Genomic DNA, 13,867 nt, shown 5'->3' with positions numbered 1-13,867 from the left:
AATCCTTATTGTTTCAATGCCGCTACTGCGGATTTACTTTGTTCTATCAGTTGATCAGCACTCTCTTCTTGCTGAGTTAAAGCAATAAAGAGTAAATCAGTAATCAATAACTGACTGTCACGCGCAGTAATCGATGAGCTACGAATATGCTCTTCGTCGGCGGCAGTCATTAGCTTTATATCGGAGTACTTGTCTAATGGCGTTGGCGCTAATTGGCTGATGGTAATCGCCTTTGCTTTGCGCCCTTTAGCTATTTGGGCGACGCGAAGAATTTCACGACTTCGCCCCGAATAAGACAAAGCGATCAGCACATCGTTCTCATTTAAAGCCGAAGCATTGGCAATTTGGATATGGGCATCGTGCTCACAATGCACCGCATGACCAATTTTCATTAGCTTGTAACTTAAGTCTTTGGCCACTAGCGAAGAAGCCCCAACACCAGCTATCTGAATCTTGCCCGCTAAATGAAGCAAACGTGTGGCCTGCTCTATCTTATCGCCTTCATTGAGCGCAATCGTTCTCTCCAATGATTGCTGTTTACTCGCGAGTAACTTAGCCATCACCAACGGAATATCATCACTACGCGAGATAGTGCCATGAATCGCCTTACGCGAGGTCGGCTGGTAGCTTATCTCGCTTTCGTACAGCTTGACCTTTAATTCAGAAAACCCGCTGTAACCAATTTTCTGGCTGAACTTAACGATGGTTGATTGACTCACTCCCACCGCTTTAGCCAACTCTGGAGATGACATTACCTTGACTTGCTCAGGGTACTCTAGAAGGAACTGAGCAATCTGCGTATCGGATGGTGATAACTTTGGCAGAAGCGTTTTTATTCGCGCTAACCCTTTCATCATCAAGCCTCCTATCAATTGATGCCAGTGTACTCAGCTAAGTCTGCATCTGGAATAGCTATTCCAAAAAACAATTCACGGAAGAATAGCTTCGACGATTAAATGGGATCATGGTCATAGAAAACAACTGGTCACTATTCCACCAAGGAATAGCTTTTTGAATCACTTATTCTTCACAGCATACTGATGAAAATAACAAAGATATACCCTACACAATTCATGCTATGGAGCTGCTATGAATTCTCTATTTACCTCATTAGATTGGGCAGTATTCGCGCTTTACTTTGCGCTAATTGCCTACACAGGTTGGCACTTCAGCCGCGTCAAAATCACTTCAACCAAGGATTACTTTCTCGGTGGCAACAGTATGCCAGTGTGGGTGGTTGCGGTATCGGTACTGGCGACATCTCAGTCTGCAGCTACCTTCCTTGGCGGACCAGAATCAAGCTACCGCGGTAACCTAACTTACTTAGCCACCAATATCGGCGGGATATTAGGTGCTTTGTTTGTTGCTTGGGTACTGATACCGAAGTTCTACCACAACAAAGTCTCGACCGTTTACGAGCTGCTTAAGGTTCGTTTTGGTGAAAAAACCAAACAGCGCGCAGGCCTAATGTACCTCGTGGGACGTGTGTTTGCTTCTGGTTCTCGCCTTTATATGGCTGCTATCGCCGTGTCGATGATCCTGTTTACGAACATTGAACCCTCTAGCGTCATTACCTCGGTCGTGATTCTGGTTATCGTCGGTCTTGCCTACACCTATATGGGCGGGATTCGCTCCGTCATCTGGAGTGATCTTATTCAGTTGATTGTTTATGTGGGCGCAGCCCTTGCTGTCATAGTCTATCTTCTCGGACAGATTCCAGCGGATATGGGGCAAATTGTTCATGCCTTACAAAACCCGGGCAATGATCAAATCTCTAAACTGACACTATTTGATTTTAGCCTCGATTTTTCACCAGCCGGCACCTTTAGTTTCTGGGCTTGTATTACAGGTTTTGTGTTACTCAACATCGGTGCATTTGGTCTTGATCAGGATATGACTCAACGAGTCCTGACCTGTAAAAACGCCAAGCAGGGTTCACAGGCGATGATCAATTCCATTATCTTCTCTATTCCTGTCGTACTGGTGTTTATGACCATCGGCTTGCTGCTGTATGTTTTTTATCAGCGACCAGAGCTTATGGGTGTTGAGGGTAAAGAAGTAGTACAAAACTTCAATGGCGAAAATGTCACCATCTTTATGTACTACGTCCTCAACGAGATGCCTGCTGGGTTGCGTGGTCTGGTGACTGTTGGCGTCGTTGCTGCCGCATTATCTACACTCAATTCTGGTTTGAACTCTATGTCTTCAGTGGCGGTGCAAGACCTCTACCGTCCATGGAAAGAAGCTCGTGATGGCCAACAAGATGACTTCCACTATGTCAAAGCAGGCCGTTTCGGCATGGCCGTGGCCGCAACCGCATTGGGTAGCATGGGGATTCTTTGTTTCTACTGGCAACAGTACACGGATATGCCGCTACTCTCTTTTGCTCTCAGCGTGATGGTTTTTGCTTACACAGGCTTACTGGGGGTTTACTTCACCGCTATTTTTACTAAACGTGGCAGTGAAGCATCGGTTGCCATGGCGCTTATCACTGGCTTCTTAACGACATTGCTGCTGCAAGCTTATGTATGGGACAGCATCATGGGTGTTATTAACCCAGAGTGGGTTGGTGTTCAGCTTGCGTTCCCATATCAGCTTTGCATTGGTACTTTGGTTTCGCTTTGTGTTTGTTTGTGTGGGAAAACAAGCAAACAAGAGCAAGATCATCTACAAACGGCTTAATATGATTACACACCTTCTTGCTGTCGACGGGGGCGGAACCAAAACCGCTCTTCGTTTAACGCCTCTGGAACCCCTAACGGCGGACCCGTTTTTCACTTTAACGTTTGGTCCGTCATCCCTTACACAACAAGGCAAACAAGCAATAGAACTTATTCAACATGCCATTGCTGCTTGCCTTGAGCGACACAGACTGCGAGCAGAGCAAGTCTCAATCGTTGTCGGTGTTGCTGGGGCTGGGAATCTGGAGCTAAAACAACAACTACAATTAGCTTTAACAAATTACCCGTATTGCCAAGTCACGACTGACGCTTATATTTCGCTGTTAGGCGCTAATCAAGGTCAACCTACTAACGTCATTGCGATTGGCACAGGCTCGGTGGCGAGTCAGCTTAGCCATGATGGAGAGGTGAAAATCTTTGGTGGATGGGGCTTTCCTATCGGCGATCAAGGTGGTGGTGCTTGGCTTGGTCAGCAAAGCATTAGGGCGTTAATCAATACTCTCGAAGGAGCTTCTCCTTCGCCGTTAACTCATCATCTTAAACACAATATTGGCTACTCTCGCGCTGAGGTCATAACTTGGCTAAAGCGAGCAACAGCAACCGAATTTGCCCAACTCGCTCCCGATGTCATTCGACTGGCTGAGCAGTCTTGCTCTGATAGCTTAGCCATCTTGAGCGAAGGCTGTCGGCATATTGATAGGCTTATAGCAAAGTGCTGTGAAAATAATGACTTAGATATCGCTTTTCTAGGGAGTTTAGGCGCATACTATCATTCACGGCTTGGTGACCCATGGCAGCCTAGAGTGATTCAGCCCAAAGGAGACGCCTTAGACGGGGCGATTTGGCTAGCAAAACAACAAGTGGAAAATAATAATGAGTAAAGAGCTGTATATTGGCATTATGTCTGGTACCAGCCTTGATGGTATCGATACTGTTTTGGTTGAGATCGAACACAATCAAGTTCGCTTGCTAGATAGCCTCGACTATCCCATTCCGCAATCACTTAAGCAGTGCCTATTAAATGTTTGCCTAGGTCAGGCAACGAGCTTAGTTGAAATTGGTCAACTTGATCAATTGCTCGGGCAACTCTACGCGCAAGCCGTTCAAGCTCTGTTAAACAAAACGGGTTATGTTGCCGAGAAGATCACAGCTATCGGCAATCACGGTCAGACCGTTTATCATCAACCGAGCGGAGATACTCCATTTACCACTCAGCTAGGTGACGCCAATATTATTGCCGCTCTAACAGGAATAGACACCATTGCGGACTTCAGACGCAAGGACATGGCTCTTGGAGGTCAAGGGGCGCCACTGGTTCCTGCATTTCACCAATCGATTTTTGGTTCTACAGAGTCTAGTGTGGTGGTACTTAATATCGGAGGAATCGCCAATATTTCCGTTTTGCGACCTGAGCAAGCCGTTGTTGGGTATGATACTGGCCCAGGTAATATGTTGATGGACGCATGGTGTGCTAAAAACACTGGCAATGCCTATGACTACAATGCTCAATTCGCACTACAAGGAAAGCTCAATCAAGAATTGCTAAGTGAATTACTCAGTGAGCCTTATCTTGCGCTCAGCGCTCCGAAAAGCACGGGCCGCGAGCTGTTTAACTTACCTTGGTTAGAAGCTATCCTCGTTAAGTTCTCTATTAAGCCTGCAGATGTACAACGGACTTTGTGTGAGTATACCGCGATGACAATTGCTAACGAGGTAAGTAAGTTCGCCGTGGGTAGCTCACCAGAACTATTGGTATGCGGAGGAGGAGCACACAATCCTCTTCTCAAGCGTTGTCTCATCCAGCAGCTACCTAATTGGCAGGTCATGTTGACCGATGACAAGGGTGTAGACAGCAACAATATGGAAGCGATGGCCTTTGCTTGGCTCGCCTATCGCCGTATTCACAATTTGCCAAGCAATCTGCCTGAAGTCACCGGAGCCAGTAAAGCGGTCTCCCTTGGTGTGATGTACTTTGCTGATAAATAAGGACCACTATGACTAACGATGCGTTAATCGCTGCTCTTTCTCATCTCGTTTCTGAAGGACGTAACCCAGAGACGATGGATATCGACTTATTGCCTTCTCTGGAAATTGTTAAGCGAATCAATCAGCAAGATCAACAAGTCCCATTAGCGGTAGAAAAAGTCCTACCTGAGATAGCCCAAGCGGTCGACAAAATCACTGCCGCATTTAAAGTGGGTGGCAGACTTGTTTATATGGGTGCTGGCACTAGCGGACGCTTAGGTGTGTTAGATGCCTCGGAGTGTCCTCCAACGTTTGGCGTTTCAGACCAAATGGTGATTGGCCTGATTGCTGGCGGCCCAGAAGCGATTTTAAAAGCAAAGGAAGGAGCGGAAGACTCCCCTGAGTTTGGTGTTGAAGACCTCAAATCGATTAACTTTAGCGCTAAAGATGTGGTGGTCGGTATTGCGGCTAGCGGCCGAACCCCTTACGTCATCGGTGCTTTGGAATTCGCCAATGACATTGGTGCGACAACAGTTGCTCTGTCTTGTAACCCAGATTCAACGATTGCCGATATTGCCCAAATAGCCATTAGCCCAGTTGTAGGCCCAGAAGCCTTGACTGGCTCGACGCGTTTAAAGTCAGGGACCGCGCAAAAGCTCGTGCTCAACATGCTTACCACAGCCAGTATGATTCGCTTAGGTAAGAGCTACCAGAACCTTATGGTCGATGTGAAAGCGACGAATAAGAAGCTCGTCGCACGCGCAGCCAGAATCGTTATGCAAGCGACAGATTGTGATAATAGCCTAGCCACCGAAACGCTAGAGAAAACCGATTATGATGTGAAACTGGCGATTTTGATGCTACTGACTGGTATGGAATTATCTCAAGCTAAAAATCAGCTAGAAAAACAAGATGGTTTCTTACGCAAAGCAGTACAACACCACCAAGGCGAATAGAAAAAATGAAAAAGGGAGAAGTTCACTCTTCTCCCTCAACTCTATAAAGCGTTAATTTTGGTGTTCATTCCAACCACGCTGCCACTCCATGCGGAATCTTTGTGCTGTTTCGGTACCTTCACATACACCCTCATAATACTGACCAGATAACCCAATTTGATAAGCAAAATCAGGGTTACAATACTCGCCTACCCCTTCTAAATAACCCTCTTCATAATCCGAGTGTTTAACACTGCCTAAACTCGCCAATTCAGTGTAAGAGCGTTGGGTGTGACCAGTGATGCCATCTTGATAACCGATTTGGTACCAATCCCCTTGCTCAGCTAACTGCTCAGGGCTACTGCTACAAGCCGCCAATACTGACACTAACGCTGCGATAACGATGTTTCTCATTGTTTTTCCTTGTTTTTGCAGACTTCTATTAATCAAACCACTAAATCCTAATAATTGCTACTCACCAAACGTAAAAACCACTTATTTTCTCAGCAAACCACTCACTTCGTTATACGACCACTCACTCCATAACCAGATGATGATAGCCAAGTAACCCCATAATATGCATGGTGAGCTTAATCAATTTCACTAAGGAACAAGTGCTATGTTGTGGTTTCTAACCTGTGTTGCAGCCCTAATCGGCGGATACTTTATTTATGGGGCTTTTGTAGAAAAAGTCTTTGGCATTAACGAAAAACGTCAAACTCCTGCGCATACCAAAGCCGATGGTGTTGACTACGTGCCAATGTCTACCAAGAAAGTTTATCTCGTTCAGCTACTTAACATCGCTGGTGTTGGTCCAATCTTCGGCCCAATCATGGGTGCCCTATACGGCCCTGCGGCTATGCTGTGGATTGTTATCGGCTGTATTTTCGCTGGCGCAGTACACGATTACTTCTCAGGTATGCTGTCTGTTCGTAACGGCGGTGCCTCTGTTCCTACCATTACTGGCCGCTACTTAGGCAATGGCGCAAAACACTTTATGAATATCTTTGCCATTGTTCTATTGCTATTGGTTGGTGTGGTATTCGTATCAGCGCCTGCAGGCATGATTACTAACCTAATCAATGACCAAACTAGCCTATCGGTTAGCATGACGACTATGGTCATCGCAATTTTCGCTTACTACATCATCGCAACAATTGTTCCTGTTGATAAAATCATTGGCCGCTTCTACCCACTGTTCGGCGCGCTACTGATCTTCATGTCTGTTGGCTTGATGACTGCAGTTGCCTTCTCAAGCGAACATACTGTAATGGGTGATTTCCAAGTGAGCGACATGTTCACTAACCTAAACCCTAACGATATGCCGCTATGGCCTGCGCTATTTATTACCATCGCCTGTGGTGCAATCTCTGGCTTCCACGCTACGCAATCGCCATTGATGGCTCGTTGTATGGAAAATGAGAAGAACGGCCGCTTTGTATTCTATGGTGCAATGATTGGTGAAGGTGTTATTGCTCTTATCTGGTGTGCGATTGCTTTATCGTTCTTTGGTAACCTAGATGCACTGTCTGAGGCAGTAAGCAATGGTGGCCCAGGCAATGTTGTTTACAGCGCGTCATTTGGCCTACTGGGTGTGTTTGGTGGTGTAATTGCTTTCCTAGGTGTAGTGATTCTACCAATTACCTCTGGTGATACCGCTTTCCGCTCTAGTCGTTTGATCCTAGCTGAATACTTTAACGTTGACCAAAAAGCACTGCGTAACCGCTTAATGATGGCAGTTCCACTATTCATTATTGGTGGCATCCTAACTCAAGTAGACTTCGGTGTTATCTGGCGCTACTTCGGTTTTGCTAACCAGTCAACCGCTGTCATGATGCTATGGACCGCTTCAGCTTACCTACTTCGTCACAATAAGATGCACTGGATTACAACTGTTCCTGCTATCTTCATGACAACTGTGTGTGCGACCTTCATTTTGAACAACAGCACACTAGGCTTTGGTCTGCCAATTCAAGTTTCAACCATCTCAGGTATCTTGTTTGCTCTAGCCGTTACTGGTTACGTGATTAAAACGTCGAAAGGTAAAGGTGAAACAGAGCTAGCAGACGAAGAGAAACCAAAAACAGTCACTGAAACTGCGTAAACCAACAATATCTTTGCTTGCGAAAAAGGCTCCTTCGGGAGCCTTTTCTTTGTCACAGATAAAACAAAAGCCAGCAGTAGATGCTGGCTTTAAGTCATAACGAAAGCTTAATCAACTTGCTTTATTTGTAGCTCTTTAGGCACTTCAAAGAACATGTTTTCTTCACGGCCTTGGATCTCTTCGACAGAGCGAGTACCTACCAGATCTTTAATACGATCTAGGATCTTGTTAACCAGTTCCTCTGGCGCAGAAGCTCCAGCAGTTACGCCGACTCTCACTTTACCTTCAAACCACTGAGGCTCGATGTCTTCAGGGCAATCGGTCAGGTAACCCGGTGTACCTAGTTTCTCTGCAAGCTCTTTTAGACGAGTCGAGTTAGATGAATTTTTAGAGCCAACCACAATCACAACATCCACATCAGTTGCCATTTCACGCACGGCATCTTGACGGTTTTGCGTTGCGTAGCAGATATCATCTTTACGAGGGCCTTGAATATCAGGGAATACGCGTCGCAGCTCTTCAATCACATCCGCAGTTTCATCCACAGACAGTGTTGTTTGGCTAACGTAGTGTAAGTGACTTGGATCTTTCACTTTATCTTTTAAGCTAACCACGTCTGCCGGTGTTTCAACTAGGTACATGCCGCCTTGCTCACTAGCATATTGCCCCATAGTTCCTTCTACTTCAGGGTGGCCTGCGTGTCCTATCAGTACAACTTCCATATGTTTACGGCTTGCACGCGCCACTTCCATATGAACTTTAGTCACCAACGGGCAAGTGGCGTCAAATACGGTTAAATCGCGCTCTTTGGCTTCTTTGCGTACCGCTTGAGAAACACCATGAGCCGAGAAGATTACGATGTTGTCATCAGGTACTTCATGTAACTCTTCAACAAAGATAGCGCCACGTTGTTTTAGCCCTTCCACCACAAATCGGTTGTGTACCACTTCATGGCGTACGTAGATTGGCGGTTGGTACATTTCGAGTGCTCGCTCAACAATGCTGATCGCGCGATCAACACCGGCACAAAAGCCACGTGGGTTAGCTAACTTAATTTTCATTTCATTGCTCATGATGATTATATTTTCGCTTTGGCTCGCTATTCTACTGACAAAATTTCAACTTCAAAAGTCACATCTTGTCCTGCTAGGGGGTGGTTAAAGTCAACGGTCACTGAATCCCCAGCAATTTCTTTAATGATTCCAGGAATTTCCATCCCATCAGGGCCTGAAAACGCCATAATCGTTCCTACTTCAACTTCTGCGTCACCAACAAACTTAGTTCTGTCCATATGGTGGATATTGTCTGGGTTAGGCATACCAAACGCGTCTTGCGCTTTAAGCTCAATGGCCTTTTTCTCGCCACTACTTAGCCCGAGAAGACACTGTTCAAAGTTATCACTCAAGCTGCCATCACCAATCACTAGCTTGGCTGGTTTTCCCATATTGTGGGTACTGTCGGCAACAGAGCCGTCATTCATCTTAATGGTAAAGTGCAGAGTTACTGCAGAATCTTGGGCAATGGTAGTCACGTTACTGCTTCCTTGAGGTCGTTATTTTTATAGGTGTATACCCTAAATAGTTGGAGTTGCAGCTAGACGACCAGATGATTCAACCCTTGAGCATAGTGCGCTATGTGATTAGGGGGAATTATCGCAGTCAACAACGCTGCGGCTTCAAATATGACGGGTATACTAAAAAGCGCTACCGGAATCAACCGACAGCGCCTAGGGTTATTCAATTTATCACGAATTAGGCTTTGGCATCTTCTTTCTTGCGAAAGCCATCAAGAATAATCATTGCTGCACCAATACAGATAGTCGTATCGGCTAAGTTGAATGCTGGCCAGTGATAATTACCCCAGAAGAAGTCTAAGTAGTCGACCACAAAGCCATGGACAACACGGTCAAACACATTGCCCACAGCACCACCAATAATCATGGCGTAAGCAATGTTGTTCCATTTCTCTTGTGCCGGTAGTTTGCTCATCCAGTAAGTCAGCATACCTGTTACCGCAAACGCAATACCGGTAAATAGCCAACGTTGCCAACCCGCTTGGTCGCTCAAAAAGCTAAACGCAGCACCATAGTTATGGACATACAATAGATTAAAGAAAGGCAATACCTCAATTCGATTCGCCCAGCCATAACCCATGTTATCCATTACGAATAGCTTGATGCCAATATCTGCAAAGAAGATAACCAAGGCTAGCCACAGCCAACGTACGCCTGATTGCTTTAGAGTAAATGTTTGTTCGCTCATAAAGTTCCTAAAAATAACCCCAGTAGATACTGGGGCTATGAATTTTCAATAAAGTTCAACTTCTGATTGCTCTAAATTATGCAAACTTGCGAACTTCACCTTCACCATCAACGTTAGACACACAACGACCACAGATCTTCTCGTGACCTGCGATTGTGCCAACATCTGGAGTGTGGTGCCAGCAGCGGTCACACTTCTCGTTTTCAGTTGCTTTCACTTCAACGAATAGACCTTCGACATCTGTTGCTTGCGCCGCTTCTGACTTCTCGCTTAGAGGCTTAACAACCGCTGCTGAAGTTAGTAGTGCAAAGCGTAGCTCATCTTCCAGCTTGCTTAGTTTCGCCGCTAGTGCATCATCAGCGTAAAGCGTCACTTCAGCTTGCAGAGAACCACCAATTGTCTTCTCTTTACGAGCGTCTTCTAGCAGTTTGTTTACACCACCACGAACCGCTTGGATTTCAGCCCAGAATTCGTTGTTCAGCTCTTCGCCTTCCGCTAGACCGAACAGACCTTCATACCACTCGCCTGTGAAGACAAACTTATCGCGCTCGCCTGGCATCTCGTTCCAGATCTCGTCTGCAGTGAACGACATGATTGGCGCCATCCAACGAACAAGCGCTTCTACGATGTAGTAAAGCGCTGTCTGACAGCTACGTTGAGCGTGACCGCCTAGTTTCGCTGTGTACTGACGGTCTTTAATCACGTCTAGGTAGAATGAGCCCATTTCGATAGAACAGAACTGCATTAAGCGCTGTGTTACTGCGTGAGTGTTGTACTCACCGTAAGCTTTAACGATCTCTTCTTGTGCCGCTAGTGCACGACCTACAGCCCAACGATCTAGAGCAACCATTTCTTCAGCAGGAACGAGATCCGTTGCTGGGTTAAAGCCGCTTAGGTTAGCAAGGAAGAAACGCGCTGTGTTACGGATACGACGGTACGCATCTGCAGAGCGTTTTAGGATTTCATCAGAAACCGCAACTTCACCTGTGTAGTCAGTTGAAGCAACCCATAGACGCAGGATATCTGCACCTAGCTTGTTAGTTACATCTTTTGGCGCAACTACGTTACCGATAGATTTCGACATCTTACGGCCTTGACCGTCAACCACGAAACCATGAGTAAGTACTTGCTTGTATGGCGCTTCATCTTTCATCGCGATAGATGAAATGAGTGAAGATTGGAACCAACCGCGGTGTTGGTCAGAGCCTTCTAGGTATAGGTCTGCCGACGCGCCGTTGTACTCTTCACGAGCGTCAACTACTGAGTAGTGAGTCACACCTGAATCGAACCATACGTCTAGCGTATCGAGTACTTTCTCGTACTTATCCGCGTCTTCACCTAGTAGGTCAGAGATTTCTAGATCCCACCAAGCTTGAATGCCTTTCTCTTCAACTAGCTGAGCCACTTTCTCAATCAGATCTAAAGTGTTTGGATGAAGCTCTGCCGTTTCTTTATGAACGAATAGAGCGATTGGCACACCCCAAGTACGTTGACGAGAGATACACCACTCTGGGCGACCTTCAATCATACCTTCGATGCGGCTTTGACCCCACTCTGGCATCCACTCAACACCTTTGATTGACTCTAGTGCTTTTGCACGTAGGCCCGCTTGGTCCATAGATACGAACCATTGTGGTGTTGCTCGGAAGATGATTGGCGTTTTGTGTCTCCAACAGTGCGGGTAGCTATGCTCGTAAGCGTGGTGATGTAGCAGCGCGCCTTTCTCTTTTAGCGTTTCAACAACTGCATCATTCGCTTTGAATACGTGTTGGCCAGCAAATAGCTCAGTATCCGGCAGGTAAACACCGTTTGAACCTACTGGGTTAGCCACTTCTAGGTTGTATTTGTTACCGACTGCAAAGTCTTCTTGACCGTGGCCAGGTGCTGTGTGAACCACACCAGTACCAGAATCCGTGGTTACGTGATCGCCAAGGATCGCAGGAACCGTGAAGTCGTAGAATGGGTGATTGAACTGAGATAGCTCAAGGTCGCTACCTTTTGCAAAACCAAGATTATGGAAGTGCTCGATACCCGCACGATCCATCACGTCTTTCGCTAGCTCAGAAGCAACGATGATGCGCTCCTTCGACTCACCTTCTACTTGGATCAACACGTACTCTAGATCATCACGTAGACATACTGCGCGGTTTGCTGGCAGTGTCCAAGGTGTGGTTGTCCAGATAACGATAGAGATATCGCCTTCGCCTTCATGACCTTCGTTCAATGAGAACTTAGATAAAAGCGCTGCTTCATCTGCCGCTTTAAAGCGTACGTCGATAGATGGAGAAACTTTATCTTTGTACTCTACTTCTGCTTCGGCAAGCGCAGAGCCACAGTCTGTACACCAGTGAACTGGTTTGAAACCTTTTAGTAGGTGGCCGTTATCAGCAATTTTACCCAGTGCACGGATGATGTTTGCTTCAGTAGCAAAATCCATAGTGCGGTAAGGCTTGTCCCACTCCCCCATGATACCTAGGCGTTTGAAGCTCTCTTTTTGACCTTCTACCTGACCTGCCGCGTACTTACGACACTCTTCACGGAACTCAGCCGCAGAGATTTTTTGGCCTGGTTTGCCTTTTTTCTTTTCTACCATTAGTTCAATTGGTAGACCGTGACAGTCCCAACCAGGAATGTACGGTGCATCAAAACCAGAAAGTGTTTTGGATTTAATAATAATGTCTTTAAGAATCTTGTTTAGTGCGTGACCAATGTGAATGTCACCATTCGCGTATGGAGGGCCATCGTGTAGAACGAAAGATTTTTTGCCTTTCTTCGCTTTACGGATCTCACCGTAAAGGTCTTCTTTATACCAACGCTTAAGCATTTCTGGCTCACGATTTGCCAGATTGCCACGCATCGGAAACCCTGTTTCAGGAAGGTTCAGGGTATCTTTATACTCACTCATCGATTCTTAATTCCGTTGTGTTGGGTGACAGTTAGACATTATGCCAAGCAGCGAACTAAACCGCTTGGGCTTTATACTGACGCAGCCACACCCTTGCTGCTTCAGCATCCAATTCAATTTGTTGTTTCAAAGCTTCGAACGATTCAAATTTATGTTCGTCGCGAATCTTATCTAAAAGTACGATTTCTAGCTGTTTGCCATATAAGTTGGCTTTAAAGTCGAATAAATGTACTTCGAGTTGTTGGCGTACGCCATTAACTGTCGGTCTATTACCGATATTGGCAACACCGCCGACAGGTTCTTCGCCCAAGCCCAAAGCTTGCACGGTATACACGCCAGAGACTGGCGATACGCAACGTTTTAGTGGAATGTTCGCCGTCGGAAAACCGATCGTTCTGCCGAGTTTTCTCCCGTGAGAAACTCGCCCACTAATACTGTAATCACGCCCAAGCATTTCAGCGGCTTGCTCAAGCTTATCTTGCGCTAAGGCTTCTCTAATCGCAGTACTGCTTACACGTAACTGTTGTAAACAGAAGCTTTGAGTGCTTACCACTTCAAAACCGTACTTTTTGCCTGCTTCTTGCAGCATGGCAAAATTGCCTTTTCGGCCACGACCAAAGCAGAAATCATCACCTACGACGAGAAACTTAACACCCAAACGCTTCACCAACAAGTCACTAATAAACTCGTCAGCACTTTGATTAGCGAATTGATGATTAAAGTTCACGCAAAGCAGCCTTTCGATATTCAATTTGCTCAACTGAACAAACTTATCTCTAAGACGCGTTAAGCGCGCAGGTGCTTTATCTTTAGCAAACAGCTCCAATGGTTGAGGGTCAAATGTCATTACAATTGAAGGTAAACTTAATTGTTTAGCTTGCTCAGACACTTGGCGCAAAACTTCTTGATGTCCGAGGTGAACACCATCGAAATTTCCGATCGTCAATACACACCCTTGATGGTGTGGTTTGATGTTGTGAATACCTCGAATCAATTCCATTGGAGACTACTAAAAA

General features: G+C 46.0%; 12 protein-coding genes. 5 read left to right on the top strand and 7 right to left on the bottom strand.

Features of this window, described 5'->3' with window-relative positions:
- Positions 1–5: 5 nt before the first annotated feature.
- Positions 6–854, bottom strand: a complete 849-nt coding sequence (locus AC6R00_RS03080; RefSeq protein WP_500639310.1) for a MurR/RpiR family transcriptional regulator — start codon at positions 852–854, stop codon at positions 6–8.
- Positions 855–1,089: 235 nt separating this feature from the next.
- Here AC6R00_RS03080 and AC6R00_RS03075 point away from each other — a divergent pair, with 235 nt between their 5' ends.
- The 4 genes from AC6R00_RS03075 to murQ are packed head-to-tail and all read left to right on the top strand — an operon-like array spanning position 1,090 to position 5,602.
- Positions 1,090–2,682 carry a sodium:solute symporter gene (locus AC6R00_RS03075; RefSeq protein ID WP_500639289.1) on the top strand — a complete coding sequence of 531 codons (1,593 nt, stop codon included), beginning with the start codon at positions 1,090–1,092 and terminating at the stop codon, positions 2,680–2,682.
- Position 2,683: 1 nt separating this feature from the next.
- Positions 2,684–3,562 (top strand): glucosamine kinase nucleotide-binding domain-containing protein, encoded by an 879-nt coding sequence (locus tag AC6R00_RS03070; RefSeq protein WP_500639288.1) that lies wholly within the window; start codon positions 2,684–2,686, stop codon positions 3,560–3,562.
- Entirely contained in the window at positions 3,555–4,667 is a 1,113-nt protein-coding gene (locus AC6R00_RS03065; RefSeq protein ID WP_500639287.1) for an anhydro-N-acetylmuramic acid kinase, read from the top strand. Before AC6R00_RS03070 ends, AC6R00_RS03065 begins: the two co-directional genes overlap by 8 nt.
- An 8-nt stretch (positions 4,668–4,675) precedes the next feature.
- Positions 4,676–5,602, top strand: coding sequence for an N-acetylmuramic acid 6-phosphate etherase (gene murQ, locus AC6R00_RS03060; RefSeq protein ID WP_500639286.1), 927 nt, complete (start codon positions 4,676–4,678; stop codon positions 5,600–5,602).
- A gap of 51 nt (positions 5,603–5,653) precedes the next feature.
- Here the strand turns inward: murQ and AC6R00_RS03055 are convergent, their stop codons facing one another.
- Positions 5,654–5,995, bottom strand: a complete 342-nt coding sequence (locus tag AC6R00_RS03055; protein ID WP_054962728.1) for a DUF2799 domain-containing protein — start codon at positions 5,993–5,995, stop codon at positions 5,654–5,656.
- A gap of 205 nt (positions 5,996–6,200) precedes the next feature.
- Between AC6R00_RS03055 and AC6R00_RS03050 the strand changes: the two genes are divergently transcribed.
- The gene (locus tag AC6R00_RS03050) at positions 6,201–7,685 is read left to right on the top strand and encodes a carbon starvation CstA family protein (RefSeq protein WP_500639285.1); all 1,485 of its coding nucleotides are present in this window, start codon (positions 6,201–6,203) and stop codon (positions 7,683–7,685) included.
- Between the two features lie 107 nt (positions 7,686–7,792).
- Here AC6R00_RS03050 and ispH read toward each other — a convergent pair whose 3' ends face one another.
- The 5 genes from ispH to ribF form a co-directional block, all read right to left on the bottom strand.
- Positions 7,793–8,758, bottom strand: a complete 966-nt coding sequence (gene ispH, locus AC6R00_RS03045) for a 4-hydroxy-3-methylbut-2-enyl diphosphate reductase (protein ID WP_500639284.1) — start codon at positions 8,756–8,758, stop codon at positions 7,793–7,795.
- A 26-nt stretch (positions 8,759–8,784) separates the two neighbouring features.
- Positions 8,785–9,216: an FKBP-type peptidyl-prolyl cis-trans isomerase gene (gene fkpB, locus AC6R00_RS03040; RefSeq protein WP_004744850.1), complete on the bottom strand. Its 432-nt coding sequence runs from the start codon at positions 9,214–9,216 to the stop codon at positions 8,785–8,787.
- A gap of 220 nt (positions 9,217–9,436) precedes the next feature.
- Positions 9,437–9,946 (bottom strand): signal peptidase II, encoded by a 510-nt coding sequence (lspA, locus tag AC6R00_RS03035; RefSeq protein WP_500639283.1) that lies wholly within the window; start codon positions 9,944–9,946, stop codon positions 9,437–9,439.
- 76 nt (positions 9,947–10,022) lie between these two features.
- Complete coding sequence (gene ileS / locus AC6R00_RS03030; protein ID WP_500639282.1) at positions 10,023–12,851, bottom strand: isoleucine--tRNA ligase; 2,829 nt, start codon at positions 12,849–12,851, stop codon at positions 10,023–10,025.
- Between the two features lie 55 nt (positions 12,852–12,906).
- Entirely contained in the window at positions 12,907–13,851 is a 945-nt protein-coding gene (ribF, locus tag AC6R00_RS03025) for a bifunctional riboflavin kinase/FAD synthetase (RefSeq protein ID WP_004744853.1), read from the bottom strand.
- Between the last annotated feature and the right edge of the window lie 16 nt (positions 13,852–13,867).

The organism is Vibrio sp. R10-SF1-ISO8 (assembly GCF_059833805.1).
The sequence above is the reverse complement of the archived record's forward strand: the minus strand, read 5'-3'. Positions and strand labels throughout refer to the sequence as shown.

What these genes read in the sequence shown, in the direction of transcription:
- AC6R00_RS03080 (WP_500639310.1), bottom strand. Translation starts at nt 854, where the DNA reads ATGAAAGGGTTAGCGCGAATAAAAACGCTTCTGCCAAAGTTATCACCA.
- AC6R00_RS03075 (WP_500639289.1), top strand. Translation starts at nt 1,090, where the DNA reads ATGAATTCTCTATTTACCTCATTAGATTGGGCAGTATTCGCGCTTTAC.
- AC6R00_RS03070 (WP_500639288.1), top strand. Translation starts at nt 2,684, where the DNA reads ATGATTACACACCTTCTTGCTGTCGACGGGGGCGGAACCAAAACCGCT.
- AC6R00_RS03065 (WP_500639287.1), top strand. Translation starts at nt 3,555, where the DNA reads ATGAGTAAAGAGCTGTATATTGGCATTATGTCTGGTACCAGCCTTGAT.
- murQ (WP_500639286.1), top strand. Translation starts at nt 4,676, where the DNA reads ATGACTAACGATGCGTTAATCGCTGCTCTTTCTCATCTCGTTTCTGAA.
- AC6R00_RS03055 (WP_054962728.1), bottom strand. Translation starts at nt 5,995, where the DNA reads ATGAGAAACATCGTTATCGCAGCGTTAGTGTCAGTATTGGCGGCTTGT.
- AC6R00_RS03050 (WP_500639285.1), top strand. Translation starts at nt 6,201, where the DNA reads ATGTTGTGGTTTCTAACCTGTGTTGCAGCCCTAATCGGCGGATACTTT.
- ispH (WP_500639284.1), bottom strand. Translation starts at nt 8,758, where the DNA reads ATGAGCAATGAAATGAAAATTAAGTTAGCTAACCCACGTGGCTTTTGT.
- lspA (WP_500639283.1), bottom strand. Translation starts at nt 9,946, where the DNA reads ATGAGCGAACAAACATTTACTCTAAAGCAATCAGGCGTACGTTGGCTG.
- ileS (WP_500639282.1), bottom strand. Translation starts at nt 12,851, where the DNA reads ATGAGTGAGTATAAAGATACCCTGAACCTTCCTGAAACAGGGTTTCCG.
- ribF (WP_004744853.1), bottom strand. Translation starts at nt 13,851, where the DNA reads ATGGAATTGATTCGAGGTATTCACAACATCAAACCACACCATCAAGGG.